General features: G+C 42.7%; 21 protein-coding genes. 7 read left to right on the top strand and 14 right to left on the bottom strand.

All coding sequences use genetic code 11. From position 1 onward, the window contains the following. Positions 1 to 328: 328 nt before the first annotated feature. The 6 genes from MHH65_RS01975 to MHH65_RS01950 are packed head-to-tail and all read right to left on the bottom strand — an operon-like array spanning position 329 to position 8223. Complete coding sequence (locus MHH65_RS01975) at positions 329 to 1132, bottom strand: ABC transporter permease (protein ID WP_335351045.1); 804 nt, start codon at positions 1130 to 1132, stop codon at positions 329 to 331. After that, a complete protein-coding gene (locus tag MHH65_RS01970; RefSeq protein WP_034283317.1) occupies positions 1125 to 1994 on the bottom strand; it encodes an ABC transporter permease in 870 nt (289 codons plus the stop codon). The genes MHH65_RS01975 and MHH65_RS01970 overlap by 8 nt, the downstream gene beginning before the upstream one ends. After that, positions 1994 to 3085 carry an ABC transporter ATP-binding protein gene (locus tag MHH65_RS01965; RefSeq protein ID WP_098677311.1) on the bottom strand — a complete coding sequence of 364 codons (1092 nt, stop codon included), beginning with the start codon at positions 3083 to 3085 and terminating at the stop codon, positions 1994 to 1996. The genes MHH65_RS01970 and MHH65_RS01965 overlap by 1 nt, the downstream gene beginning before the upstream one ends. An 8-nt stretch (positions 3086 to 3093) precedes the next feature. Next, positions 3094 to 4179, bottom strand: coding sequence for an ABC transporter substrate-binding protein (locus MHH65_RS01960; RefSeq protein ID WP_070326677.1), 1086 nt, complete (start codon positions 4177 to 4179; stop codon positions 3094 to 3096). Further along, the gene (locus MHH65_RS01955) at positions 4176 to 6164 is read right to left on the bottom strand and encodes a hydantoinase B/oxoprolinase family protein (protein ID WP_098677312.1); all 1989 of its coding nucleotides are present in this window, start codon (positions 6162 to 6164) and stop codon (positions 4176 to 4178) included. The genes MHH65_RS01960 and MHH65_RS01955 overlap by 4 nt, the downstream gene beginning before the upstream one ends. Continuing rightward, positions 6154 to 8223: a hydantoinase/oxoprolinase family protein gene (locus tag MHH65_RS01950; RefSeq protein ID WP_342497886.1), complete on the bottom strand. Its 2070-nt coding sequence runs from the start codon at positions 8221 to 8223 to the stop codon at positions 6154 to 6156. The genes MHH65_RS01955 and MHH65_RS01950 overlap by 11 nt, the downstream gene beginning before the upstream one ends. Before the next feature lie 367 nt (positions 8224 to 8590). Between MHH65_RS01950 and MHH65_RS01945 the strand changes: the two genes are divergently transcribed. The 3 genes from MHH65_RS01945 (at position 8591) to MHH65_RS01935 (ending at position 11350) form a co-directional block, all read left to right on the top strand. Next, positions 8591 to 9019, top strand: coding sequence for a NucA/NucB deoxyribonuclease domain-containing protein (locus MHH65_RS01945; protein WP_024424305.1), 429 nt, complete (start codon positions 8591 to 8593; stop codon positions 9017 to 9019). A gap of 127 nt (positions 9020 to 9146) precedes the next feature. Next, entirely contained in the window at positions 9147 to 10844 is a 1698-nt protein-coding gene (locus MHH65_RS01940) for a methyl-accepting chemotaxis protein (protein ID WP_268414325.1), read from the top strand. Positions 10845 to 10963: 119 nt separating this feature from the next. Further along, entirely contained in the window at positions 10964 to 11350 is a 387-nt protein-coding gene (locus tag MHH65_RS01935) for a competence protein ComJ (protein ID WP_056765076.1), read from the top strand. Between the two features lies 1 nt (position 11351). On the opposite strand, the gene MHH65_RS01930 is transcribed toward MHH65_RS01935, so the two are convergent. Together MHH65_RS01930 and MHH65_RS01925 are read right to left on the bottom strand one after the other, a co-directional pair. Further along, positions 11352 to 12158: an AAC(3) family N-acetyltransferase gene (locus tag MHH65_RS01930; RefSeq protein WP_025092812.1), complete on the bottom strand. Its 807-nt coding sequence runs from the start codon at positions 12156 to 12158 to the stop codon at positions 11352 to 11354. 28 nt (positions 12159 to 12186) lie between these two features. After that, positions 12187 to 12603 (bottom strand): Lrp/AsnC family transcriptional regulator, encoded by a 417-nt coding sequence (locus tag MHH65_RS01925; protein WP_176544459.1) that lies wholly within the window; start codon positions 12601 to 12603, stop codon positions 12187 to 12189. A 115-nt stretch (positions 12604 to 12718) separates the two neighbouring features. Here MHH65_RS01925 and MHH65_RS01920 point away from each other — a divergent pair, with 115 nt between their 5' ends. Beyond that, a complete protein-coding gene (locus MHH65_RS01920; protein WP_098677316.1) occupies positions 12719 to 13483 on the top strand; it encodes an MBL fold metallo-hydrolase in 765 nt (254 codons plus the stop codon). A gap of 43 nt (positions 13484 to 13526) precedes the next feature. Here MHH65_RS01920 and MHH65_RS01915 read toward each other — a convergent pair whose 3' ends face one another. Further along, entirely contained in the window at positions 13527 to 13856 is a 330-nt protein-coding gene (locus MHH65_RS01915; protein ID WP_087978414.1) for a YckD family protein, read from the bottom strand. Between the two features lie 182 nt (positions 13857 to 14038). Between MHH65_RS01915 and MHH65_RS01910 the strand changes: the two genes are divergently transcribed. Next, entirely contained in the window at positions 14039 to 14911 is an 873-nt protein-coding gene (locus tag MHH65_RS01910; RefSeq protein ID WP_024424312.1) for a transporter substrate-binding domain-containing protein, read from the top strand. Positions 14912 to 14923: 12 nt separating this feature from the next. Continuing rightward, entirely contained in the window at positions 14924 to 15601 is a 678-nt protein-coding gene (locus MHH65_RS01905) for an amino acid ABC transporter permease (protein WP_034283291.1), read from the top strand. 41 nt (positions 15602 to 15642) lie between these two features. Here MHH65_RS01905 and MHH65_RS01900 read toward each other — a convergent pair whose 3' ends face one another. The 5 genes from MHH65_RS01900 to MHH65_RS01880 all read right to left on the bottom strand — a co-directional run bounded on the left by MHH65_RS01900 (position 15643) and on the right by MHH65_RS01880 (position 21853). Next, the gene (locus MHH65_RS01900) at positions 15643 to 16941 is read right to left on the bottom strand and encodes an arsenic transporter (protein ID WP_098677317.1); all 1299 of its coding nucleotides are present in this window, start codon (positions 16939 to 16941) and stop codon (positions 15643 to 15645) included. A 132-nt stretch (positions 16942 to 17073) separates the two neighbouring features. Next, complete coding sequence (locus tag MHH65_RS01895; RefSeq protein WP_034283288.1) at positions 17074 to 18306, bottom strand: helix-turn-helix domain-containing protein; 1233 nt, start codon at positions 18304 to 18306, stop codon at positions 17074 to 17076. A gap of 126 nt (positions 18307 to 18432) precedes the next feature. Then, positions 18433 to 19980 carry an L-glutamate gamma-semialdehyde dehydrogenase gene (pruA, locus tag MHH65_RS01890; protein ID WP_135032814.1) on the bottom strand — a complete coding sequence of 516 codons (1548 nt, stop codon included), beginning with the start codon at positions 19978 to 19980 and terminating at the stop codon, positions 18433 to 18435. Between the two features lie 23 nt (positions 19981 to 20003). Then, positions 20004 to 20921: a proline dehydrogenase gene (locus MHH65_RS01885; RefSeq protein WP_268414320.1), complete on the bottom strand. Its 918-nt coding sequence runs from the start codon at positions 20919 to 20921 to the stop codon at positions 20004 to 20006. Positions 20922 to 21082: 161 nt separating this feature from the next. Then, on the bottom strand, positions 21083 to 21853 hold the full coding sequence (locus MHH65_RS01880) for a nucleotidyltransferase domain-containing protein (RefSeq protein WP_268414318.1): 771 nt from the start codon (positions 21851 to 21853) through the stop codon (positions 21083 to 21085). Between the two features lie 92 nt (positions 21854 to 21945). Here MHH65_RS01880 and MHH65_RS01875 point away from each other — a divergent pair, with 92 nt between their 5' ends. Further along, entirely contained in the window at positions 21946 to 22260 is a 315-nt protein-coding gene (locus MHH65_RS01875) for a hypothetical protein (RefSeq protein WP_024424319.1), read from the top strand. The last annotated feature ends 28 nt before the right edge of the window (positions 22261 to 22288 follow it).

Below are 22288 nucleotides of genomic sequence, written 5' to 3'. Positions count from 1 at the left end.
AAATATTGTTTTTTTCACCGAAAAATGGGTGTAAAGATTCATGCGTTATACCGAAGGGATCCTGTGAGAATTGACGATATTTACCGAAAATAACTAATAATAGTTGCGTTCAACCGAAAATAATCGACTAAATACCGCAAAAATTTCATATTTTCCCTTAAATTTTGAAAATATGACCGAAAATGTAGGATAGAGGTCTCCTTGCGTTCCCCGCAAATTCTTAAATCTTAAGAACTATATTCCCTAAAAAAATGAATTTTTTTACTGTAAAAACAACAAAAAAAAGAGCTGTCATTTCAAATGACAACTCCTTGTTTCTTCATTATATTTACATCACCTTAGACAGACCAATCGTTTTTTCAATAATGAGCAGCGCAATGATAGAAATGATAATAAATATGACAGATATCGCATTGACACTTGGATCAAAGGTCTGCTCAATGTAATTAAAGGTCCTGACAGGGATTGTAATGGTTTTAGGAGAGGAAACGAACAAACTGATCGATATTTCCCCAAATGACGTCACAGCTGAAAACACCCCTCCTGCAATGATTCCCGGCTTAATCAAAGGCAATGTGACTCGAAAAAACGTGCGAATGGGTCCTGCGCCAAGATTCATTGAAGCCAGCTCAAGCCGCGGATCTAAATTCGAAACACTCACGCCTACCGTTCGAACCACATAGGGAAAACCAATGATGACGTGACCAATGACGAGCGCCCACAAAGACCCTGTAAAACCCATAGCCGTAAACAAGTAAAGCATTGCAATCCCTAACACCACCTGAGGAATCATGAGAGGTGACAGAATGAAAGCTTGGACAGCCTCCTTTCCCTTAAAGGAAAGCCTTGCTAAAGCATACGAAGCCATTGTCCCTAAAAGAACCGTGAGAGGCGTCACGATGAACAGCAGAATCACACTGATCCGAAGAGATTCCATCCATTCTGGATTTGACACGACCTCATGAAACCAGCGAACGGAGAACGAAGTCGGTGGAAATTCAGGAAAGGCATTTGGACTAAAAGCAGATAGGACGATCACAAGAACAGGTATGGTTAAAAAAAGATAAACCAATGACCCAGCAGTCCAAATCAGGATGGAAAGCAAGCGGTCACCTATTGACTTTTTACGCATGCATCCTCGCCTCCCAACGCTTCAATAAATAGCTTAATAGACTGACTACCACAAGCACACAAACCAATAATGTAAAGGACATAGCGGCAGCAAGAGGCAGATTATACACCTGCATGACCTGCTGATAAATTGACAGCGGCAGCAGCGGCTGCATCCGTCCGCCGACTAACAGCGGGGTGATATAACTTCCTGCTGCCAGTGAGAAGACGATGATCGCGCCAGTCACCATGCCTGGGATGGTAAGTGGTAAGGTGACATGAAAAAAGGTTCGAATCCGGCCAGCTCCAAGACTCATAGAAGCCGGTCTTAAGTGACGATCCATATCGGTTAAGCTTGTTGCGATCGGCAGTACTGCAAATGGCAGCATAACTTGGACATAGGCAATAATGACCGCATTCATATTCCACAGCATCGAGAGCGGCTTCTCAATTACATGTAAATCTAGTAACATGCCATTGATCAGACCATTTTGCGAAAGAAGAACAATCCATGCAAATGTCCGAATCACAACACTTGTCAAAAGCGGCGACACAAGTAGGATATAGAAAAATGCACGCAGACGCGGATTAGGTGCTTTGACGAGCACGTATGCTGCGGGGTATGCCATCAATAAACAAATCACCGTTGTCTGCAAAGCCACCCACACAGTACTTCCAATCGCCTTTACATATGCATCTGTCGTGAACACATGAATATATTGAGAAAAGCTATACGTTTGTAATGTATTCATCATCGAATCGACATCGCGAAAACTGAGAACGAGCATCATCACCAGAGGAGCTAGTAAAAATACTATAAGAAACAAACAGGCTGGCAGCAGCATAAACCAATGAAATCGTTGATTCTTTTTCTTGATTCGCATCACGTATGCACCTTCGAATCTAAGAAAACGATATCTTCAGGCTGCCAATGGATATGGACGGTTTCTCCAACTTCAGGCAGCTCGGGAAATGCCGCATCAGAAGCATGGACAATAATTTCACCATGATCAAGTCCCACAACCAAACGTAATGAATGCCCAATATAACTCACATCTGACAGCACGCCTGATACATGGTTCGGCTTTACTTCCTCCCGCTCAGAAGAGATGCTGATTCTTTCAGGACGCAGCATAAGCAGTTGCTTCTCCCTCTTCTCTTGATGTTCCGCAGCCTGCAGCTGAAGATGCTGACCGTTTGAATGGGTTACATGCGGAACTGTAAATGCCGCATCAGCTTCATTGTACACAGCCTCAAAGATGTTCACCTGTCCGATGAATTCAGCTACAAATCGATTGTTTGGCTGGCGGTACACCTCTAAAGGCGTCCCAATCTGCTGAATTCTTCCCTCTCCTAAAATTCCAACCCGATCAGAAAGACTTAAGGCTTCCTCTTGATCATGTGTCACAAGAATGGTTGTAATCCCGACATTCCTTTGAATATTTCGCAGCTCTGTCTGCATGTTTTTTCTTAGTTTGGCATCTAGGTTGCTGAGCGGTTCATCAAGAAGGAGAACAGATGGCTGAATCGCCAGCGCTCTTGCAATCGCTACCCGCTGCTGTTGACCACCGCTTAATTGGTGGGGCATCCGTTTCGCAAATGCCTCTAATTGAACAAGAGACAAGCTTTCCATCACCTTCTCTTTGATTTCCGCCTTCTTTTTCTTTTGAACCTTTAGCCCGTACGCCACATTATCAAATACAGTCAGATGCGGAAAAAGTGCATAGCTTTGAAAGACCATACCTGTTTTTCTTTGGTAAGGCGGCAAAGCTGTCACATCCTGATCACCAATATAGACGACACCTTTTGTTGGTTCTAAAAAACCGCCAATGATGTTTAATAACGTTGATTTTCCGCAGCCGCTAGGACCAAGAAGGGAGAAAAACTCTCCCTCATTCACCGTAAGACTGACATCGTTGAGAGCAATTTGCTCACCGAAGTGCTGACTGATGTGTTCTAAATGAATTCCACTCATGCGATCACCTATTTTCCTCCGCCTAATACTTCGTTCCATCGATTTGTCCAATTGCCAAGCTCAGAGGTCGCTGTTTCATAATCTACCCAAGTCAGCTTGCTGTAATAATTTTCTCCAACTTTCACTTTCCCCTTAATCTTGTCATTGTATTTCACATCAGAATTCGACATGCCATAATAAGATTTTTCCGAGAATGCCTCCTGAGCTTCTTTTCCGCTCAAGTAGTTTAATAGTTTGTACGCCGCTTCTTCGTGCTGATTTCCCTTCGTTAAAGCCCAGCTCGCAACAGCTGCAACAGCGCCTTCTTTCGGATATGAGAAACCAATATCCATTCCTTCTTCTTCAAGTGCAAATACTCGCCCGTCCCAATATGGAACAGCCGCGACATCCCCACGTTCTAACAAAGTTTGAATCGATCCTGGGTTATCTGGAAAAGCAGCTACATGACCTTTTAACTGCGCGAGACTTTTAAATGCTTTATCAATATCCTTAGGATTTGATTCTGTCCCCCCTTGCGCATGAACAAGTGCAGAGAAAAATTGCAAACCGGCTGAATAAGTCGGAGATGAAATGGCTACCTTCCCTTTCAGCTGACTGCTCCATAGGTCAGTCCAGCTGTTTGGTTCCTGCTTGACGAGGTCTTTTCTATAAGCAATTCCAAGCTGCCCCATACTAAAGCCTGCTGCATATTGTTTTCCATTAACAGTAAGCTTCTTTTGGACAGAACGGTAAAGCTTTTTGACATTCGGCGCTTGATCTTCATCGATAGGCGCAAGAACGTTTGCTGCGATACCTCTTTGAATCGTATCGGGCTGTAAGATTAGTAAGTCATATGGTGGATTTTTTCCATTTGACGCTTTTAATTTTGTAAACCATTCAGAATCCGCCCCAGAGACGGTTTGCACTTTAATTCCTGTATCTTTTTCAAACTTTTCGAGGATTGGTTTGATATTCTTTTCCCAATCGCCTCCATATACGCCAACAATCACAGTCTGCTGCTGTTTGCCTTGATCCTTTCCATTTCCACCACAAGCAGCCAGCAGTACAACGATTGATAGGATACCTGCAAAAATAGCAATTAATCTTCTATTCATGATTTATTTCCCCCTTTTTGTCCATTCAATTGACAAAGTGCTTGAGTAATATCTTCCTTTGTTAACGGCTCATTTCTATGACTGAAATGTTGATGAACTGCATGTTTATAGTGCGTACGTTCATTAGCCGGATAGGAACGAAGCTGAACGGCCAGCGCACTGCTGGCTTCGTCCGTCCATACTTTCTCATAAGCTGCTCTTTGTTCTCCGAAATCCCACACGTCAGTAGATGCAGAAACATCAACCTTTTCTCGCACCCTGCTCGTCTGCTCCTCATCAATCTTCCATTTATTTTGGTCTAAATACACTCTCACACCATATTGCTGCAGCGCTCTCTCTTCACTTAATAGACCTGCTTCCACTTCCTGAAGGACTTTTTCTTTCTTTCGGGCAAATGGATTCCCCCAGCCGCCTCCACTTGGTGAAATCAATTGAACGATATCGCCTTTTTCAAGTCGCAGAACATCTATTTTGGGCTGGTCTTGTTTCTCACCATTAGTCTTGATCAGCTTGACCTCACCAACCGATCCTGCTCGGCCGCCCATTAATCCCCAAGGCTGAAACTTCATCCGTTCCATTCCTCGTGCTGTCACCATTGATTCAGGCTTTATCATTTCAAATTCCAAACCAATCGCATGTCCGCCTCGATTTTCACCAGCTCCACCTGTATTCGGCAGAAGTTCATATCGGTGAACATGAATATCAATATGCTGTTCCAAACTCTCAATTGGGGTATTCTTCAAAAAGCCTGACGAATGGTCAATACCGTCCACTCCATCAGTACCATTTTGAGCACCACCGCCTCCGCCTAATGGTTCGACAACGGACATTTTCCTGCCACCCGTTTGATCATCAGGTACTGAGAGAACCACAATGGCAGATTGACCTGCACCTGCTGCCGGCACCGCTTCAGGTAACAGCTTACCAATGGCGCCTAGCACGACATTGTACAGCCTCATCGTAATCGAATGACGAATCCCGACAGAAGCCGGGTATTCTGGATGCACCAGCGTTCCTTTAGGAGAGATCACGTCAATTGGATACGTTATTCCACCATTAATCGGTATAAAAGGATCCTTACTAATGATGTAATTAATCAATCCTTGATAAAGAAAGGAATGCTTCTGACCATTGGTAACGAGGTTAAAGGCTGTTTTCACTTGCGGGTCACACTCAGAAAAATCGAGCGTCAGCCGTTTCCCTTTGATCGTTAGCTTGATTTTCAACCGAATAGGGACGTCTGAGATCATATCATCATCTAAATAATCAGCAAATTCACTCGTCCCATCCGGTATAGCTTCAATGACCTTTCCAGCACGATCCTCGGCTTGCTTCAGCAAGTCTATCATTCCTTGTTTCACTTCGTATTTTCCAAATTTCTCAATCATTTCTTTTAACCGAATATCTGCTGTATTAACTGCTGCAATCATCGCATTAATATCACCATCATTTAGATGACTAGCGCGGCTGTTCGCTCTTAAAAAGGTACGTACGACCTGATTCTCTTTCCCGCCTTCATAAATTTTCACTGGCGGAATTCTTAATCCTTCTTGATGAACATCCGTTGCTGTCGGTGAAATACTCGAAGGCACAAGCCCACCCACATCACTGACATGAACAAAAGACCAAGCATAGCTTACGATTTCACCATCTACAAAAATCGGCTTAATGATATGGACATCTGGAAGGTGAGTCGCCAAACCGTCTGTCGTATAAGGATCATTAGTGATGATAATGTCTCCTGGCTGCATCGGCCCGCTTTCTTCAATCGCTTTTTTTAGACTCAGCCCTAAAAAGATCGTCACACCTACTGTCTTCGGATAAACAAAGAAATCTCCAGATGGCGTGGCTAATGCTGTCGCAAAGTCAGCAGATTCTTTAACGAAGGTCGTAAATGACGTCCGTTCAATAACATGCCCCATACCTGATGCAATCGCATTAAAATAACTGCGCATCATCTCAAGCTTTGCTGGGTCAGTTCTCATGTAAAGCCGCCTCCTTTGAAATCACTAAGTTACCTGATGGACCAATGCTGCCTGCCCAGTTTGGCAAAATTAATGTTGTTGTATCATCCTGCTCAATAACGGCAGGCCCATTTACAATAGAACCTACTGACAGAGTATCCCGGTTATAAACCGATGCTTCGTATTCTTTTTCTTCAATAAAAATTCGTCTATATTCATATGGTTTCAAAGACTGTCCGCTGCTTTCATGAACAGGTGAAAAAGGCAGCGGAGGCGTCTCGCCTATGACTCGAACGCGTAAATGAGTAAATTCGATTTTTGCCTGATCATCCCTATGACCATATTGACGCTGATGCAATTTGTGAAAGGCTTCAATGAGTTGGTGGATATTTTGTTCCTGCTTTAGCCAATCAATCGATAATGGCAGTTCAATCTCAAATGCCTGTCCCTGATAACGTGCGTCTGCTAATAATAGAATGGATGTCTGATTGATATGCTGAATATTTTGCTGGCTGACCCAATCAGTCGCTTTTCGCGACAGCTTCTCATAATCTTGTTTTAGTTGGTTGATCGAATAGTCTTGTAAGCATATTTTCTTCGACAGCACCGCATCATGAATAAAGTCAGCAGTCAGAGCACCTAACGCACATAATGTACCCGGACTTGGAGGAACAACCACATTTTTCGCATGAATTTCTCTCGCAAGGAAATTCGCCACAACCGGCCCTGCTCCGCCAAACGCCAGCAAACTAAAATCTCTAGGGTCAAACCCTTGCTGCTCCATCACATTGCTTAATTCTGTGTACATATTGACTACGGCTACTTGAATGAGCTGGTCAGCCGCTTCTTCAACCGTTTTGTTGAGCTGATCAGCAATTGGCTGAAAAGCCTTTTTCGCCGCAGACAACTGTAATTGTAAATGTCCTCCGGCAAAACGTTCTTGGTTGAGGTAACCGCATATGAGAAACGCATCAGTTAAAGCTGCTTTTTCTCCCTTTCCATACGAAGCTGGTCCCGGGTTTGAGCCAACTGATTCTGGCCCCGCTTTTAGAAGTCCGCCCTGATCAATCCATGCTACCGAACCTCCTCCTGCTCCTATTGAATACATCGCAACAGATGGAAGAATAATTGGGAAGCCTGAAAGCTGATTCGATTGCGCCATTGTAGGCTTTCCATTTTGAATAATCGAGATATCTGCACTCGTCCCCCCAACATCAAAAGTGATCAGGTTGGGTTCACTAGATGATGCTGCAATTCTAGCCGCACCGATGACACCGGCTGCCGGACCAGAAAAGAGAGTCTTCACAGGCGAGGTTGCCGCACTTTCTGCATCCATTAAACCACCATTTGATTGTGTAATGTATGGAGAAATTGGTACACCTTCTTCCTTCAAACGACTTTTCAGTGTTTGCAAATACTGTTTCACCTTTGGTTGAATGTACAAATTAACAACAGACATCACTGTACGCTCGTATTCCCTCATTTGAGGCCATAATTCAGATGAGGTAAGGACTTCTAACTGTGGATAATGATGATTGATATAGGCTTTTGCCTGTAATTCATGAACTGGGTTTTGATAACTATGTAAAAAAGAAATGACGATACCTGCTAGCTTTTTAGATATAGCATGCTGGACTGCATCATCTAACTGCTGCAGATGGAGAGGTTTTTTGATCGTACCATCGTGTATCAACCTTTCAGAGATTGGATATACATGCTTCCGTGGTATCAATGGTTCTGGCAAACGAAAATTGAAGTCATAAGGAATGGGTAGTCGTAAACGTTGAAGTGACAATATATCTTGAAATCCTTCTGTCACAAAAAGGGCTAAATCTGCTCCTTTTCGCTGCAATAATGTATTAAGACCAATTGTCATTCCGTGAACGAGGTATTGAATGTTGGATAGATCAACACCTCTTTTTTTTAGAAGATTTAACCCATTGATAATACCTTGGGCTGGGTCATCAGTCACTGTGGGTGTCTTGAGTTCAGTCAGCTCCCCTGTTGCTTCATTTATCAACGATAAATCAGTAAATGTTCCGCCTATGTCTATTCCGAGCCGGTATGAGACATCCGCCATTTGTACTTCCCTCCTACAATGTAATTAGAATCATATTTTGATAAATTACGACATTTTTTGATATTTGACTCCATATTATTAAAGCAGATCGGTCTAGTCAATTTTATTTTTTTGAAATTTCTGTGTGTTAAATTCTTGAAATTAGCTCAAAAAGCAGTGATAAAGCCATTTTGGATGAGCATAATCGTTTTATGATCTACAAAATTAAAATTTTTATGAATTTCTACAAAAATGAAAAACAAGAAATCAAGTAAAATCTGTTTTTTGAATTTTAAAAGGCGTTTTTTCAAAACCAGGAGAAATTGGTAAGTAATTCTGCTATACTTCTGTTTACAAAATACGCAAACAAGAAAGAGAGCCAGCACCTATGAAACTTCTTAAAATGATTCTCTTGCTTTTATTGATTGTTATTGGTGTAGCAACAGGCTATATCCAGCTGGAGCAAGGGAAACAAGAGACAGCGAATTCATCTTATGACAAAACGATTCATTTTCCATCAGACCGCTATCCCGAAACAGCCAAGCACATAGAAGAAGCCATTGATGAAGGTCATTCATCCATTTGTACAATTGACCGTAAACATAGTGATGAGCAAAGGGATCGATCATTACATGGCGTTCCAACAAAGCGCGGGTATGATCGTGACGAATGGCCAATGGCAATGTGCAAAGAAGGAGGCACAGGAGCTTCTGTCAAATATGTACGCCCTTCTGATAATAGAGGCGCAGGCTCGTGGGTAAGTCATCAATTATCGGATGATCCTGACGGCACAAGAATTCAATTTATCATCGATTAGCAGCCTTTCCCTTTTCTATATTAAAAAAATTTTCACATGACTGCATGCAGGTATTTTAAACACTTTTTTCATGCCGATAATCCTTAAGGAGGGATATCCTACCTTATACCTAAAGGAGTTAAAAAGCATGAAGAAAAAGGGAAAACTGAGGCTTGGCGCCAAAATTTTGCTGATCTTTTTAAGTGTCCTCATCATCTTTTCCGCAGTTGTTGGTTATGTGGTGAATCGCGAGATGACAGAAAACATCAAGCAAATGGCAACTGAAAAAGCAAAAGGTGATTTAAAACTAGGCTACGCCTACCTGAATGAAAAAGTAGAAGGCTCATGGCAGATTAAAGAGAACAAGCTATTCAAAGGAAATACGCAAATGAATGATCATGACACATTGGTTGACCAATTAGCCGAATATACCGGTGATACCATCACGATTTTTCAAGGAAATACCCGCGTTGCTACGAATGTCATGTTAAATGGGAAACGAGCTGTAGGTACAGAAGTCTCTCCTGAAGTGAAGACCACTGTTTTAGATAAAGGAGAAAACTATTACGGCACTGCAAATGTTGCCGGGAAAGACTATCAAACGGCTTATATGCCGATCAAAAATGAAGCAGGCGAAACAATTGGTATTTTTTATACTGGCGCCAATCAAAGCATGATTTCACAAATGCTTCAGTCATTCTATATACAATTTGTCATCGTCCTTTTGTTAAGTCTGATCGTTTCGGTCATCATTATTTCTATTTTCACTAAACGGATTCAGGCACGTCTCAAGCATATGGCTTCTGCCATTAAGAGTGCAGGCGAAGGTGATTTAACCATCAATGTGACGGATACTGCTGGTGATGAATTGTCTGATCTGGCTGGCCATTTCAATAAGATGCGTGAAAAATTAAATCAAACCATTCTAAATGTCATGAACACGTCTGAATTAGTGGCCACATCCTCTGAGCAGCTGTCAGCTAGCGCAGAAGAAACGAGTGCAGCGTCAGAAAAAATCACCCACACGATCCAAGAAGTAGCACAATCATCAGAAGAACAATCAGCTCAAATGACAGCCAGTGAGCACACAATGATTCAAGTATCAAACGAGCTGGCAAACATCACTGAAAATGCAGGAAAAATGGCTTCAAGAAGTCACTCCGCACAAGAAGTGGCCCAAAAAGGTGTACACAATATCAGTGAAGTTCATTCACAAATGACGTCTATTGCAAAATCAATTGAAGAAAACGGTACAGCGATTCAAGCGTTGGAAACACGTTCAGCTGAAATTGATCATATTTCCAAAGTCATTACAGATATCGCCAGCCAGACAAACCTGCTAGCTCTTAATGCAGCAATTGAAGCAGCACGGGCAGGTGAGCACGGAAAAGGATTTGCTGTTGTCGCAGACGAAGTGAGAAAGCTTGCAGAAGAATCTCAAGCATCATCAAACATGATTTCCCATCTCATTTCTGAAATACAAAAAGAGATGACTCATTCGACGAATGCCATCAAACGAGTAAGAGAGGAAGCGGCTCAAGGGGCTGTACTTATCTCTCATACAGAGGAATCATTTCATGATATCCAGCAGTCGATGAGAGAAATGGCGAATGGCATTAAGCATTTATCAAGTGCATCACAAAAAATCGCAGCTTATACAAACGATGCGAAACAGTCTTTTGCGTCTATTACAGAAGGCGTGAAACGAACGAGTGAACATTCACAGCAAGTAGCCGGTTTAACAGAAGAACAATTTGCTGCAATGGAAGAAGTAACAGCTTCATCAGAAGCGCTTGCCCATTTAGCAGGAGATTTAAAAGCAATGGTCTCGCAATTTCACATCTAGATCCCACACCAAATAGCGCAAGACGGCGACAATCGTCTTGCTGCCTAACTTTCTCCTCAAGAATCACTCTTTAACCATTCACGTTCCAACAAAAATCCATAAATAAAGGAGTTTTTTATATGAATCACTTAAATCAAGCCTATTCCCTATCTATCTCCTACCACCAAATCACGGTATACACCGGAAGCGAAACACCACCTGTTATTGATTGGACAGATGAGGACATTCTTCAAGGATTTGCAACAGGAGATCAAGGAGTTTCCTTTGAAGGAATCAATAATGGAAAGGCGTCTATTATTGTGACATTAAATAGCGATGAGCCCCAAGTCTCGGTTGATAGAGCCATAACAGTTCCCTTTACGCTTACAAATGATCAAGTTTATATCACAAGCGTCATGGCCAATGTGCTGTCTTTCTCCATTCCAAAAGGAAACTATCAGCTTACCTGCTACACCTCACAGCAGCCTGATCAAGACGTTTATTATGTAAATTTCCAAACAGTGTAGATTACGACTGATCGTATAGATCAAGCCACTGTTCCGCATAGTCTACCGATTCTCTCATGGGCAGTAAATATGAACTGGCAAGTCCAATTTGATTGTGCTGATGGATGCCTCCTGATTGCAGAAAATCACGGCCAATCTGTTCAAATAGTTCTTCTCTTGTGATGATATCTTGGTACTCTTTCCATACCCTCCACCCATTCTCTAAAATAGGGGCCCCTCTTGTCATGAGGTCCTGCTGAGGGATTCGGTATTCAGCTAGATGAAAAGCTGTCATGCTCTCAAATGATGCACCAAGCAGCAGCACTTGAGCATGAAGATCATACATGCGGCCAAGAGGTGACTGCTCTCCTAATCCAAAGGAAAGTGCATGGTGTTGCAGAATTTCATGTTTTCTTTTCCCCCAGGCGGTGAATGAAAAATGGGGATGATTGCTTCTCGCCACGCCTGGGTATTTCCAAAATGTTTCCGCCACCTTTCCCATTGCTGCTGGTGTCGTGTAAGCTGGGTCAAATGCGGGCATTGTTTCTTTGATCGATTTCCACCATGAATAAGGAACAGGCGGATCGATCCAATCGGCGGGATCAGAAAGCTCTAACGTTTGTGCCGGCATAATCAGTGTCCCTTCTTCTGTTAAGGTTTCCATCAATGCTTGTATGACGGCTACAGCGCCTCCGTTTACCCAGCCGATTGATGATAAAGATGAATGAACACATAAAATCATGCCCTTTTTTACACCAAGTTGAACCAAGTCTGCTTTGATTCTTTCCTTTGTCATCGGTTCAGCTTGATTTTCGATTAATTTTTGCATCGTTCCTTTTCCTCCTGCGTCTCTTCTATTACTGATGAATGAGACGTTTAACCGCAATAGACAGTTTGTAATTTGCGTAATTCGTCAGCTCCGTTAAAAACTGATCAAGTTCATCATGACTGGAGAAATGTCCTTCAGCCATATAACAGCCTTCACCACTTATTTTGAACAAATTCTTGATTTCTTCCTTTTTATAAAGAAACGACAGAAGTGGTTCATGATGATGACTACGGGTATATAGCTGCAAAAAGGTTTGAATCGACTTTTGTGTCTGCCAATCAATTGAAATGGTATATGCTTCAATCACACCTTCTTCTTCTAGCTTTAACACCCGATTTGCAACAGCTTGGCCGGTTAAATGAACTTTTTCACCTAGAGCTTTCATCGTTAATCGGCTGTTCTTTGATAGTTCTTTTAAAATATTCATATCTGTTTGGTCTAGCATTGGCCCACCTCTTTCAAAAATCAAGCCCTTCTGCCAAAAGACTTTCATAATCCTCTGTCACGTAGAACTCTTTTAATATACTGTAAACTTAATCAGAAAAAAAGGAGGCCTTTTTATGAAAATTACACTCATTCGCAATGCGACTTTATACCTTCACTATGGTCATTCAACTTTTTTAATCGATCCCTTTTTAGCAGCAAAAGGAACATATCCACCGTTCCCTCATACAGCCAATCAACATTTGAACAATCCTATTGTGGAGCTTCCTGTAAATATAGATTTAGACAGTCTGTTACACCCAGATGCTGTCTTACTCTCTCATTTACATGTGGACCACTTTGACGACGAAGCCAAAAGGAAATTAGCTCAGGATCAACCAATTTATACTCAATCGGAGAAGGATCGAAAAGAAGTTGAAGAAGCTGGATTTCAGCATGTCACGTGCATTGAAGATGAAATGGACATTTGCGGCGTTCATATTAAACGTACAGACGGACAGCATGGGACGGGAGAAACGGCGAAGCGGATGGGGCAGGTGAGCGGTTTTGTTTTCTCTCACCCTGATGAACCTACCCTTTATATTGCAGGTGATACCATTTGGTGTGATGAACCGAAAGAGGTTGTGAATACAAGCAAGCCAGACGTCATTGTGGTCAATAGCGGGGCTGCTCAATTTTTAGAAGGCGATCCCATTACAATGACCAAGGAAGAGATTCTAGACATTCACCGTTCTCAGCCAAAAGCTCAAATTGTCGTCTGTCATCTTGAAGCAGTGAATCATTGCCTGTTAACAAGAGCTGCTTTAGAAGCTTACGTTCAAGAACATCATGCAGATCAAGCCATTTTTGTCCCTCAAGATGGGGAAAGTCTCACCTTCTGATCGACAATAAAAAACCGGCACTTCGCTGCCGGTTTCATCATTATCATGGGCGATGGTGCTGTGGTTTTTTCAGCAATGGAACAAATCCGTTCTTTTTCAAATGAGTGTAATGCTCATCCATTCGTTTCGTGATGTGTGTGCCTTGTTCCTTTGTTAACACGCCGTACTGTACATATTTCTTAATGACTTCTTTTCGCTTAGAAAGAATTTGCTGCTCAAGGATTTCAATTTGTTTTTGTTGTTCTGCTGTTAATTTCACTTGATGTGTCACCGGGCGCTTTTCCATTTGAGGTGTTTCTCCATGAGCCGTTTCTATATGAAAACCAAATAACAGCATCATCGACAAGATGATCAAACTACTTATTTTTTTCATCATTGTTGTTCCCTCCTTTATTCGCCTTTATTTTGCGCTCGCTTTCCTTTTTTATACATTATTTCTAACACGCAAATTGCTTATAATATTTTTACTTTTTCACTTTTCTTCTGAAAACGTTGTCCTTATAGAGAAAGCGTGCTATGTTTTGTTTTGTATAAAAAATAGAGGAGGATTCTTAAATGAGTCGTTTTTATCATAAAAAACCTATATGGATCATGCTTGTTGTATCTGCTTTCATCCTTATCATGTCTGCTTGCAGTCAATCAGGCTCATCTCAATCTGAAGACACAAAGTGGGATCAGATTAAAAAGAAAGGGAAAATCGTGGTTGCAACTTCAGGCACCCTTTATCCAACTTCTTATCATGATACTTCTAATGGCAAGGATCAATTAACTGGCTATGAAGTAGAAGTCGTCAAAGAAGCGTTTAAACGTCTTGATGTGAAAGTAGAATTTAAAGAAATGGGCTATGATGGGATGCTGAGCGCCATTAATTCTGGTCAAGTGGATGCCGCTGCAAATGATATCGACATCACAGATGACAGAAAAGACAAGTTTGCCTTTTCAACCCCTTATAAATATTCCTACGGAACGGCTATCGTTCGGAAAGATGATTTATCTGGCATTAAAACTTTAAAAGATTTAAAAGGAAAGAAAGCAGCAGGGGCTGCCACAACGATTTATATGGATGTTGCTCGTAAGTACGGTGCAAAGGAAGTCATTTATGATAATGCGACAAACGAGCAATACCTAAAGGATGTTGCAAACGGCCGTACAGATGTCATTCTAAATGATTATTACTTGCAGACACTGGCTCTTGCTGCATTTCCTAAACTAAATATTACGATTCACCCTGACTTGAAGTACATGCCGAATGAACAAGGTTTTGTTATGAAGAAGGACAACAAAGAGCTTCAAAAAGAATTAAATCGTGTATTAGGCGACATGAAAAAAGACGGAACAATGAAAAAGATTTCTGAGAAATTCTTTAATCATGCAGACGTCTCTAAGAAAATTGATGCTGATGTCGAAGATGTCGACATTTCCAAATAAGGAGCCGCAATCGTGGGAGATATTCATTTAGAATATATATTTAATCCTGCACTGGCAAAGGCGTCATTTCCGTTTGTTATGAAAGGCATCTGGCTGACGCTGCTCATTTCCTTTGTGAGCATGTTTTTTGGTACCATTCTTGGCTTTTTTATCGCTCTTGCCAGAATGGCGAATTCTTGGATTCTTCGGCTGCCTGCACGGCTGTATATCTCATTCATGCGAGGCGTGCCCATTCTTGTGATTTTGTTTATTCTCTATTTTGGGTTCCCCTATATCGGCATAGAGTTCACAGCGGTCACTGCCGCCATTATTGGGTTCAGCTTTAATAGTGCTGCCTATATTGCAGAAATTAACCGGGCAGCCCTCTCCTCTGTTCCAAGTGGACAGGTGGAAGCCGCTAAATCATTAGGTCTCAGCTATTGGCAAACGATGCGTGGTGTCATTTTGCCCCAATCCGTCCGCATCGCCCTGCCGCCATTGACCAATGTCATGCTCGATTTAATCAAAGCTTCCTCACTGGCAGCGATGATTACTGTACCAGAGCTCTTCCAGCAAGCAAAAATTGTAGGCGGACGAGAATTCGATTATATGACCATGTATATTTTGGTCGCACTCATTTACTGGGGCATTTGCAGTGTCGTCTCATTGCTTCAGGACTTTTTAGAAAAACGCTATGCGAAATATCTGTAGCAAAAAAAGAGCAGATCCATGAGATCTGCTCTTTTTTCTTTTTAATGAATGAGCCATAACCATACATATAACCCGAGTAAAGTGAGAATCAAGGTTGGGATGGTCAGGAGGATTCCGGCTTTCATGTACGCTCCCCAAGAGATATGGACGCCTTTTTTCTTTAAGACATGAAGCCACAGCAATGTCGCCAATGAGCCGATTGGGGTCATTTTCGGTCCAAGGTTGGAGCCGATGACATTGGCATAAATCAGTCCGTCTCTCATGACACCTGCTGTATCTGTATGTCCAATGGCAATCGCATCAATTAAAACGGTCGGCAGATTGTTCATCACAGAGGACAGCACTGCGGCAAGCACGCCCATAAACATCGTTCCTGCAAGCAAGCCATGTGAAGCCCCTTGCTGGATCCATGCCGCCAATATTTCTGTAAGACCGACATTTTTCAGTCCATATACGACAACATACATGCCGATCGAGAAAAACACAATGGACCACGGCGCTTCTTTGATCACTCGCTTTGTCGCCACTTGCGGACTTCTTCTCGCCAGCCACAAGAAAGCAAGGGCAATCCCGCCTACGATGATGGACACTGGAATACCGATCAGCTCCCCCGCAAAATAACCCACAAGCAGACAGCCGAGCACATACCAAGACAAACGGAACATACGGATATCTCGAATAGCTGATGCCGGTTCCTTTGCCTGAGACAGATCGTAGGTTTTTGGAATAAGCTTTCGGTAAAATACATACAGAACCAGCATGCTCGCTCCAAGCGACACAAGGTTTGGCACGAACATATTCGCTGTATATTCTAGAAAACCAATATGAAAATAGTCGGCTGATACGATATTGACCAGGTTACTAATGACAAATGGCAAGGAGGTTGTGTCTGCAATAAAACCGCTTGCCATCACAAAAGGCAGCACCATGCGCTCATCCAGCTTCAACGCTCTCACCACAGATAAAACGATTGGGGTCAAGATCAGTGCCGCTCCATCGTTGGCAAAAAAAGCAGCCACAACAGCGCCTAGCAATGTTAAATAAATAAACATGCGGACACCGTTGCCTCTTGCGGCTTTTGCCATATGCAGTGCAGCCCATTCAAAAAAGCCGATCTCATCTAAAATTAACGATATGATAATAATGCCAATAAAGGCAAATGTGGCGTTCCATACAATTTGCGTGACTTCCCACACATCGCCCAGATGAACGACACCAAAGGCAAGTGCAAGAATGGCGCCTCCACACGCTGACCATCCTATGGTGACACGTCCTGGCTGCCAAATGACAAGGACGAGGGTCATGATGAAAATCAAAATGGCTAAGGTGACTGATCCCAAAGGTGGCCCCCCTTTCACTTTTCTCATAAAATCTTTATCTATCATACAACGAAATGCATCCGTTGTATGCCATTTTCGCATGTCACATGAAAATCCGCAGGTGATCCCGTGCACCTGCGGATTCCATCATCATTATTGATCTTTTTTCATCAGCATCAATTCAATAAATAACTCACACCGCTGGCTAAAATGACTTAAGTCGATCGAGGTCATGTCAAAAATTTGTTTCATTCGATAGTTTAATGTATTTTGATGAATAAACAACTGCTCCGCTGCTGGCTTTAGCTTGCAGTTATTCAATAAGTAGACTTCCAGCGTTTTTAAAAACGAGGTTTGACTCTCGCGGTCTTTTTCCTTCAAGCGTAACAAATCTGGATTGAAGTCGTTTTTCTTTTTTTGATGGCTGTAAATGGAATCTAAAAACCGGAAGACCCCTAAATTCTCATAATCATATGGAATCAGTTCTTGTCCTCCGACAATTTTCACTGCCTTCACGACCTCTATCGCTTCAAATCGACTTGTACTCATTTTCATGACATCACGATACTCTCTTCCCATCCCGATATACAAAGGGGAAGGATGGGCATGCGTTTTTGATTGCAGATGTGCGATGACATCAGCGGCAGTCGCTTTCGGTGAGTGCCGGTCTGACAGGCTGCCTAATATAACGACAATATCTGCTTGAACTGAATAGACGTGATTCACTTTATCCTCTAGCTGCAAATACGTTCGAATGACATCCTTCACATCTTCTGCCGTCTCACTTTTGTTATCGGCAGCGTGCACGACCATGACGGTAAATACGGCTGGCAGTGGAATGCTTAAGTTCTCAGCCTCCCATTTCAGCTCTTCTTCTGTATAAAAATGATCATCCATGACCTTTTTGAAAAACTCTTCAATCTTCCCTTCCTTTTTCTCAAGCTGTTTCTTATTCTTATAAATCACTTTTCCAACCTGAAAGGACGCTTCGTGTAAAAATTGCAGCTCCTCCTGAGAGAGGGAGTCCTCAATGTCCTGCACCCAAATAAAGCCTACTACCTCTTGTTTATGCTTGGCGCTCACAGCCACCCGCCGATTAAATCCGAGCTCGTCATGGCCGCTCACATAAAAAGGCTTTGACTCCTTGTGAAGCCGCTCAATTACCCCTGTTTTCTTTAACCAATCGACCACAGACCCCGGACATTCCTTGGAGAAAATCGTTTGCTGATTGACTGGGTCAAACTGCTGAATGCTGTAAGAATTATAAGCAAGGAGCTGACACTCTGTGCTTTCTAAAATGACTGGTTTTTTTAAATATCCGCTAATAAATGCAATTAATTTATCGACATCAAAAAATGTATGAAGCTTTTCTAATATCTCTTCCATCCCGATTGCTCCCTGATTAAGTGATACATTTATCATACTTCTTTCCAGTCAGATTTGTATAGAAACAAGTCGCAAGCAGGCAAAAAAAGCATGAACCCATCAGTGCAGGTTCATGCTTTTTCCATATTAAAACATTTCACTAATCGTTTTTGCCTGCATGTGCAGAGCTAGGTAATCTGGACCGCCTGCTTTTGAATCCGTTCCTGACATTTTGAAGCCGCCGAATGGGTGGTAACCAACGATGGCACCTGTGCAGTTCCGGTTAAAGTAAAGGTTCCCTACATGGAACTCCTGCTTCGCACGGTTGATGTGATCACGATTATTCGTAATGACAGCACCTGTTAAACCGTATTCTGTGTTGTTGGCTACCTCAAGTGCCTCATCAAAGCTAGAGACTTTCGAGAAAGCCAAGACTGGTCCAAAGATTTCTTCTTGCATTAAACGGGAAGTTGGCTCAAGATCTGCAAAAATGGTCGGGTGGATAAAGTATCCTTCCGAATCATCACTCGTTCCGCCAGTGACTAAGCGGCCTTCCTGTTTGCCAACCTCGATATAATCCGTGATCTTGTCAAAGGACGCTTGATCAATGACAGGTCCCATGTAAACATCCGCAGAAAGTGGATTGGCTGTTGTTTTCGTTTCTGTGATTTCCTTCACTCGCTCAACGACTTGGTCATACAGCTTCTCATGGACGACAGCCCGAGATCCAGCTGAACATTTCTGACCTGAAAATCCGAAGGCTGATGTAAAAATGGCATTAGCTGCTAATTCAACATCTGCATCCTCATCGACAACCACTGTATCCTTACCGCCCATTTCAGCAATGACACGTTTTAAATGCTGCTGGCCTGGCTGCACCTTTGCTGCGCGTTCAAAGATACGTGTCCCTACTTCTCTTGATCCAGTGAATGTAATCAGGCTTGTTTTCGGATGATCTACTAAGTAATCCCCGACCTCTGCTCCGCTTCCTGGTACAAAGTTGACAACACCCTTTGGAAGACCAGCTTGCTCAAGCTCTTCCACAAAACGGGCTGCAATGACAGGCGTCGCACTTGCGGGTTTTAAAACAACTGTATTCCCAGTGACGATTGGCGCTACTGTTGTTCCTGCCATGATCGCAAACAAGAAGTTCCACGGCGGAATCACGAGCGTCACGCCAGTTGGTGTGTAAACATATTGATTGCGTTCGCCTTCGCGGCTGTTCACTGGTTTGCCTTTCGCCAGCTCCAGCATTTGACGGGCATAATATTCTAGGAAGTCAATCGCTTCTGCTGTATCTGCATCTGCTTCATTCCACGGCTTACCTGCTTCTTTGACAAGAAGGGCTGAATACTCATGCTTTTTACGGCGAATGTTTGCCGCAGCTCGGAATAATACGCCAGCTCTTTCTTCTGGAGACGTGTAGCGCCATGTTTCGAATGCTTTCGCTGCTGCTTGAACCGCCTGCTCTGCCTCTTCCTTCCCGGCCTTTGATACGGTTCCAACCACTTCATCCTTTTTCGCTGGATTGATCGAAACAATCTTGTCTTTCGTTTCAATTCTTTCTCCATTAATTACGAGCGGATAGGTTTGACCAAGTGATTCTGTTACTTTAGCTAATGCTTGTTCAAACGCTTTGCGGTTTTCTTCCTGGCTAAAATCCGTGAATGGTTCATGCTTGTAAGGTGTTGTCATTTTTGTCACGCTCCCGTTTCAATTTATTTTCTCGTCATCCCTTTTAGAGCAAAGGCAATGTTTGCCGGCCGTTCTGCAAGACGTCTCATGTAGTAGCCATACCACTCTCGTCCATACGGAGTATAGACCCTCATTTGATAGCCTTCTTTCACAAGTGCCTGCTGCGTTTCTGATCTCATGCCGTACAGCATTTGAAATTCGAACTGACTTGTCTGTATATTGTGTTTTTTCACAATATTTTTCGTGAACTCAATCATTTGATCGTCATGTGTCGCAATGGCTGTATAGTTTCCTGAGAGCAATTGCTTTTCGATCAGCTTTTGATAATTCAGATCGACATCTTTTTTGTTTGGATACGCCACTTCGGCGGATTCCTTATAGGCACCCTTTACAAGTCTTAAAAATGGCTGCAGCTTATTTAGGTCATCAAGATCCTTTTCTGTTCTATACAAATACGCCTGCAAGACCGTACTGACATACTCATATTGAGATTTCATCTCTTTAAAAATGTCCAGCGTTTTTTGACAGCGCTGTTCATCCTCCATATCGATTGTCACCATGATACGGTGCTTCTCTGCCGTATCTAAAATACGTTTCATATTGCGATACACAAGGTCATCGTCAATATCCAGGCCAAGGGATGTCATTTTGAGTGACACATGGGAATTGAGTCCCGCCTCAGCAATCCGCTGAATGGTTTGAATACACTCAGTCGTCCGTTCATTGGCAATCTCTGCCTTTGTGACAAACTCACCAAGGTGATCAACTGTCACAGCCATTCCTTGGTCATTTAATCGCTTGATAACAGGGATGGCACTCTCAAAGTCCTTCCCTCCGATGATTTTCTTAGATGCAACAGCACTTCCCCAATTACGAGCAATATGGTTCAAGAGACTGCTCTTTGACAAAAACAAGAAGAAATTTCTTGTGACCGACTCCATAAAGGGCACCTCCCACTCTTTGTAAGCTATGTCTTTATTGTAAAGCTCATAAGCTGTCCGCTACAATATTTGAAGATGACAAAAATTCTGACTTTTTTTGTGGTTTTATCACAATAAGAGATAAAAAAGAGCCTGCCGTGATCCGGCTGGCTCTTCCCTGCTTACGCCCACACCTCATCAAGGGTAGACTGCAGCAGCTCATTTAATTCTTGCAACAGGTTGTCTTTCGGCTGATTGTAGCTTTTCACCAATTCATCAAATCGCGCGAGCTCTTTGTCGATAAATGGATGGACATAAGCGAGACGGTTTTCTACATCCATTTCTTCTCCGTCCATTTTACGTTTGAGCAGCTCATGGATTTCCGCTAAAAGCGGACCTTCCTCCACTAGTTCTTCGAGCAGTTCATGAAAGTCCATCGGCGGAACCGTCCTGTATCGTTCAATCCACTGACAGGCAAGCAGCGGACGAAGTACATAGAAATACTTCTTGATTCGCACCTGCTCTCCTCGTAAATGCCGGCTTTCATTCCGCTTCGCCATATTGAGGTAATGATACATCAATGCTGGAGGAAAAAACGCTCGATCCTTTAATTCTCTTAGCCGCTTTGCCAAAGAGAAAGATTCAGCATAGATGATGTCAGACGACAGCCATTCCATGATGGACGGATTCGATTTATTGAATAAGCGAAGTGCCTTTCTAAGCTCCCAGCCGCTGATATCAAGCACATCATCAATCGGCCGTTCAAGGACATCACGATGTTCTTCCATTGCCCAATACCATTCTTTTCGAGGAACATATAAAAAACGAACATCGTAATCACTATCAGTCGAGGGGAATCCCCAAGCCCTGCTGCCTGATTCAACCGCGAGGCAAATTTTTACGTCATACGTTTCTTCGATGATTTTCAGCTCTTCCTTGATTCTCTCTCTCATCATCCATCAACTCTTTCTATAGAAATCTGCATGACTTCTTCACGTTTTGGTAAAATACGAATAAGACATATATGAAAAAGGAGTTGGATCTCATGTCTATATCTCGCATCATGAAATGGATCACCGGGATTTTTGAAGCCTGTCTTGCCATCCCTGTCATCGGAGGACTATTTATTATTAGCAATGGCTATTCACCGCTCATGGTCATGCTTATTCTGCATATTATCACACTCGTCTTATCGAAGCGAGACCAAGGACCAATGATTGGCAGCATCATTGGGATTATCACATCCTGCCTCGCCTGGATTCCGATACTTGGATTCATCCTTCATATCATCACAGCTCTTGCCCTTATTATCACCGCGTTAGTACCTGATGAAAAAACGAGACAAAATACGAGTTATTAAAAAAGAGGCCCTCCTAGAGCGGCCTCTT

Source organism: Bacillus sp. FSL L8-0654, assembly GCF_038629965.1.
Lineage (GTDB): Bacteria > Bacillota > Bacilli > Bacillales > Bacillaceae > Bacillus > Bacillus safensis.
Note: the sequence above shows the minus strand (reverse complement) of the source record. Positions and strands in the feature narration are given on the sequence as shown.

Coding starts and splice junctions, on each gene's coding strand:
- MHH65_RS01975 (WP_335351045.1), bottom strand. CDS start 1,132: ATGCGTAAAAAGTCAATAGGTGACCGCTTGCTTTCCATCCTGATTTGG.
- MHH65_RS01970 (WP_034283317.1), bottom strand. CDS start 1,994: ATGCGAATCAAGAAAAAGAATCAACGATTTCATTGGTTTATGCTGCTG.
- MHH65_RS01965 (WP_098677311.1), bottom strand. CDS start 3,085: ATGAGTGGAATTCATTTAGAACACATCAGTCAGCACTTCGGTGAGCAA.
- MHH65_RS01960 (WP_070326677.1), bottom strand. CDS start 4,179: ATGAATAGAAGATTAATTGCTATTTTTGCAGGTATCCTATCAATCGTT.
- MHH65_RS01955 (WP_098677312.1), bottom strand. CDS start 6,164: ATGAGAACTGACCCAGCAAAGCTTGAGATGATGCGCAGTTATTTTAAT.
- MHH65_RS01950 (WP_342497886.1), bottom strand. CDS start 8,223: ATGGCGGATGTCTCATACCGGCTCGGAATAGACATAGGCGGAACATTT.
- MHH65_RS01945 (WP_024424305.1), top strand. CDS start 8,591: ATGAAACTTCTTAAAATGATTCTCTTGCTTTTATTGATTGTTATTGGT.
- MHH65_RS01940 (WP_268414325.1), top strand. CDS start 9,147: ATGAAGAAAAAGGGAAAACTGAGGCTTGGCGCCAAAATTTTGCTGATC.
- MHH65_RS01935 (WP_056765076.1), top strand. CDS start 10,964: ATGAATCACTTAAATCAAGCCTATTCCCTATCTATCTCCTACCACCAA.
- MHH65_RS01930 (WP_025092812.1), bottom strand. CDS start 12,158: ATGCAAAAATTAATCGAAAATCAAGCTGAACCGATGACAAAGGAAAGA.
- MHH65_RS01925 (WP_176544459.1), bottom strand. CDS start 12,603: ATGCTAGACCAAACAGATATGAATATTTTAAAAGAACTATCAAAGAAC.
- MHH65_RS01920 (WP_098677316.1), top strand. CDS start 12,719: ATGAAAATTACACTCATTCGCAATGCGACTTTATACCTTCACTATGGT.
- MHH65_RS01915 (WP_087978414.1), bottom strand. CDS start 13,856: ATGAAAAAAATAAGTAGTTTGATCATCTTGTCGATGATGCTGTTATTT.
- MHH65_RS01910 (WP_024424312.1), top strand. CDS start 14,039: ATGAGTCGTTTTTATCATAAAAAACCTATATGGATCATGCTTGTTGTA.
- MHH65_RS01895 (WP_034283288.1), bottom strand. CDS start 18,306: ATGGAAGAGATATTAGAAAAGCTTCATACATTTTTTGATGTCGATAAA.
- pruA (WP_135032814.1), bottom strand. CDS start 19,980: ATGACAACACCTTACAAGCATGAACCATTCACGGATTTTAGCCAGGAA.
- MHH65_RS01885 (WP_268414320.1), bottom strand. CDS start 20,921: ATGGAGTCGGTCACAAGAAATTTCTTCTTGTTTTTGTCAAAGAGCAGT.
- MHH65_RS01880 (WP_268414318.1), bottom strand. CDS start 21,853: ATGAGAGAGAGAATCAAGGAAGAGCTGAAAATCATCGAAGAAACGTAT.
- MHH65_RS01875 (WP_024424319.1), top strand. CDS start 21,946: ATGTCTATATCTCGCATCATGAAATGGATCACCGGGATTTTTGAAGCC.